This window comes from Streptomyces sp. SID1328 (assembly GCF_009865595.1).
GTDB lineage: Bacteria > Actinomycetota > Actinomycetes > Streptomycetales > Streptomycetaceae > Streptomyces > Streptomyces griseoluteus.
In genome coordinates this window covers 1-3,270 of the sequence record NZ_WWKH01000303.1, presented here as the reverse complement: position 1 = coordinate 3,270, position 3,270 = coordinate 1, and the positions used below count along the sequence as shown (strand labels likewise).

Sequence of the window (3,270 nt, the reverse complement as noted above, 5' to 3'; positions counted from 1 at the left end):
TGCGGTACGGCATCCCCGAGTTCAAGATGGAGAAGCGCTTCCTGGACCGGCGCCTGGAGCAGATGCGGGCGGAGGGGACGCGGTTCCGTACGTCGACGACGGTCGGGCGGGACGTGCCGGCGCCGGAGCTGCGGTCCCGGTACGACGCGGTGGTGATCGCCACCGGGGCCACGGCGTGGCGCGAACTGGACGTACCCGGACGTGAGTTGGCCGGGATCCATCAGGCCATGGAGTACCTGCCGCCGGCCAACCGGGTGTGCGCGGGCGACCTGGAGGCCAATCCTCTGTCGGCGGCCGGGCGGCATGTGGTGATCGTGGGCGGCGGGGACACCGGGGCCGACTGCCTGGGGACGGCGGTACGCGAGGGTGCCGCGTCCGTGACCCAGTTGGACATCTACGCCCGGCCGGGCGGGGAGCGGGACGCGGAGGCAGAGCCGTGGCCGACCTACCCGAAGCTCTACCGTCTCTCCGGCGCGCACGAGGAGGCGGGTGAGCTGCGGACCGCTCCGGCGGCGGACGCGGACGCCCGGCTGTTCGCGGCGTCCACGCTCCGGTTCACCGGGGACGGGCGGGGGCGGGTGAAGGAGCTGCACCTGGTGGAGGTGGACGAGCGGCGGCAGCCGGTGGCGGGCACCGATCGGGTGCTGCCGGCCGACCTGGTGCTGCTGGCGCTCGGCTTCTCCGGGCCGGGCCGTGCGGACGGCCTCATCGACCAGTTGGGACTGGAGACGGAGCCGCGCGGCACGCTCGCGCGGGACGGGGAGTTCGGCACCAACGTGCCGGGCGTGTTCGCCGCCGGGGACGCGGCGCGCGGTCAGTCGCTCGTGGTGTGGGCGATCGCGGAGGGCCGGGCGGTGGCGGCGGCAGTGGACCGGTATCTGATGGGTGAGTCGCGGCTGGAGGCGCCGATCTCGCCGTACGACCGGCCGATGGCGGTGTAGCCATCGGCCGGACCGGAGCGGAAGGGGAGGGGGCGGGGACGGGGACGGGGGGCCAAGGGTGGTGCGCAGAGTCAAAAACAGTGACGGCCGTTCAGGAGAGCAGGAAGTCCGCCTCTCCCGCCTTCGCGCCCTCGATGAAGGCGGTCATCTCGGCGGTGGTGTATATCAGCGCGGGGCCGTCCGGGTCGGTGGACTGGCGTACGGCGATGCGGCCGTCGGCCAGCTTCATGGCCTCCAGGCAGTTGCCGCCGTTGCCGCCGCTCCAGGGTTTGTGCCAGCCCACGGCGCCCAGTTCCCGCGCGGGCATGCCGTTGTAGACGCGGCGGCGCGGATTGATGCGATCCATTCACAGCTCCTTGCGGAGATCCCGCAGGATCTCCTTCGTGCGTTGTGCCGTGGCGGCCTGCGCCGCCATGCGGTCCATGACCTCCAGATGAGTGGCCACCTCGGAGCGCGCGTCGAGGTAGACCGCGCCGGTCAGGTACTCGCTGTAGACCATGTCCGGGAGTTCGGGCATGGCGAACCGGAACAGTACGAAGGGACCGTACGTGCCCGGATGCGGCCCGTTGGCGAACGGGGCCACCTGGAGGGTGACGCCGGGCAGCGTCGTGGCCTCCAGAAGTTTGTCGAGCTGCGCGCGCATCACCTCGGGGCCGCCGACCGGGCGGCGCAGGGCGGTCTCGTCCATCACGGCCCAGAAGCGGGGCGCGTCGGGACGGGTGAGGAGTTCCTGACGGCGCATCCGGAGGTCGACGTGGCGCTCGATGTCGTCGGGGCTGGTCTGGCCGATGGCGCCGGATCTGAGCACCCCGCGCGCGTAGTCCTCGGTCTGGAGCAGGCCGGGAACGAAGTGCGGCTCGTAGGAACGGATGAGCGCGGCGGCGCCCTCCAGGCTGACGTACATGGAGAACCAGCCGGGCAGGATGTCGTGGAACCGCTGCCACCAGCCGGGCCGGTTGGCCTCCTCGGCGAGCTGCACGAAGAGTTCGGCCTCGTCGTCCGGAACACCGTAGGACTTCAGCAGGAGTTGGAGGTACGGGATCTTGAGGGAGACCTCGGCCGTCTCCATGCGGCGCACGGTGGCGGGGGCGACACGCAGAACGCGGGCGGCCTCCTCGCGCTTGAGCCCGGCGCGTTCCCGCAGGTCCAGCAGGCGGCGGCCGAGGACCACCTGACCCACGGTCGGCGCGGACCGCGGTTCGCTCACGTTGCCACCTCCGACGGAAGGGATACCGGTTGCCTGGGCGGGGATACCCGGTGAAGGAACCCCGACAGCCCTGCGGCGCCGTTCGAAGACGCATTCGACGATCCGGACGGATCGGCGAGGGTCCCAATTGGCGCCGCGCGAGGTGCTGTTGCGAGCAGTGTGCCACGGCCGTTCACCGCGTCATACCGCACTCTGCATTTTTCAGAGTGACACTTGCCAAGTGTTCACGGCGGGGAGATAGTGGCAAGCGTGATTCCGTCCGCGCCCTTAGGAACAGACTCCGCCGCAGACCGTTCCCGTCCCGGCGCAGCACCGGCACCGGCAACGGCCGGGGCCGGCCGCCGGTTCCGGTTCGAGCTGGCCGCGCATCCGGGCTCCCCGGCCCAGGCCAGACGCCTGGCGCGGACCCGGCTCGCCGGCTGGTCGGTGTGCGCGGACACCTGCGAAAGCGCGGTCCTGGTCGTCTCCGAGCTGGTCACCAACGCCGTCGTGCACACCGCGAGCAGTCGCGTGGTGTGCGAACTGGCCGACCACGACGGCCTGGTGCGCATCGCCGTACGGGACGAGGGATGCGCGCCCGGCGAGCCCCACCCGGCACAGCAGCGGCCCGACGAGGAGCACGGGAGGGGGTTGCTTCTGGTCGCCGCGCTGTGCCGGGCCTGGGGTGCCCAGGAGTACGGACCGGGCCTGCTGGTCTGGGCCGAGCTGGACCGCGGCCCCGCCGCGGACGGCCACCTGGACACCCAGGCGCACCCGGACACCTGCGTCGGCACCCGTGCCACCGAGCCCCGTCACGACCTCGGCTGGGGCACACGCGGCAAGCCCGACCCCTCCCGCACCCCCGGCGAGGACGTACGCTCCGCCCCCGGCCGCCACATCCGGGTGCCCGAGCAGTACGCCCCTGCCGCCGAACCTGCCGAAGCCTGGAGCCGGTCGTGACCGGCGCCGCCGGGCACCTGCTCGGTCTGAACACCCTGGTCCGGCTCGGGCGCGGCCGCCCCGCCCCCGACCGGTCCCCCGGACCGCCGGTGCCCGAGGGCATGACCGCCCCGCTCGGCTGCGACGCCGTCGCCATGCCCGACCGCCTGGCCGCCCTGATCGTCCCCCGACTCCCCCGGGTGG

At 72.7% G+C, this 3,270-nt stretch carries 4 protein-coding genes and 1 pseudogene; 3 read left to right on the top strand and 2 right to left on the bottom strand.

Going from position 1 to position 3,270, the window contains the following annotated elements; translation table 11 throughout:
• A partial coding sequence (locus tag GT030_RS09120) for an FAD-dependent oxidoreductase (RefSeq protein WP_161200659.1) occupies positions 1-941 on the top strand: 941 nt, incomplete at its 5' end.
• Positions 942-1,032: 91 nt separating this feature from the next.
• On the opposite strand, the gene GT030_RS09115 is transcribed toward GT030_RS09120, so the two are convergent.
• Positions 1,033-1,287: a DUF397 domain-containing protein gene (locus tag GT030_RS09115; RefSeq protein ID WP_030809830.1), complete on the bottom strand. Its 255-nt coding sequence runs from the start codon at positions 1,285-1,287 to the stop codon at positions 1,033-1,035.
• The gene (locus tag GT030_RS09110) at positions 1,288-2,148 is read right to left on the bottom strand and encodes a helix-turn-helix transcriptional regulator (protein WP_161200658.1); all 861 of its coding nucleotides are present in this window, start codon (positions 2,146-2,148) and stop codon (positions 1,288-1,290) included.
• Positions 2,149-2,388: 240 nt separating this feature from the next.
• Here GT030_RS09110 and GT030_RS09105 point away from each other — a divergent pair, with 240 nt between their 5' ends.
• Positions 2,389-3,087, top strand: coding sequence for an ATP-binding protein (locus tag GT030_RS09105; protein WP_161200657.1), 699 nt, complete (start codon positions 2,389-2,391; stop codon positions 3,085-3,087).
• Positions 3,084-3,270 (top strand): annotated as a pseudogene (locus GT030_RS09100) (hypothetical protein); the annotation flags it as partial. The gene GT030_RS09105 and the pseudogene GT030_RS09100, both read left to right, overlap by 4 nt.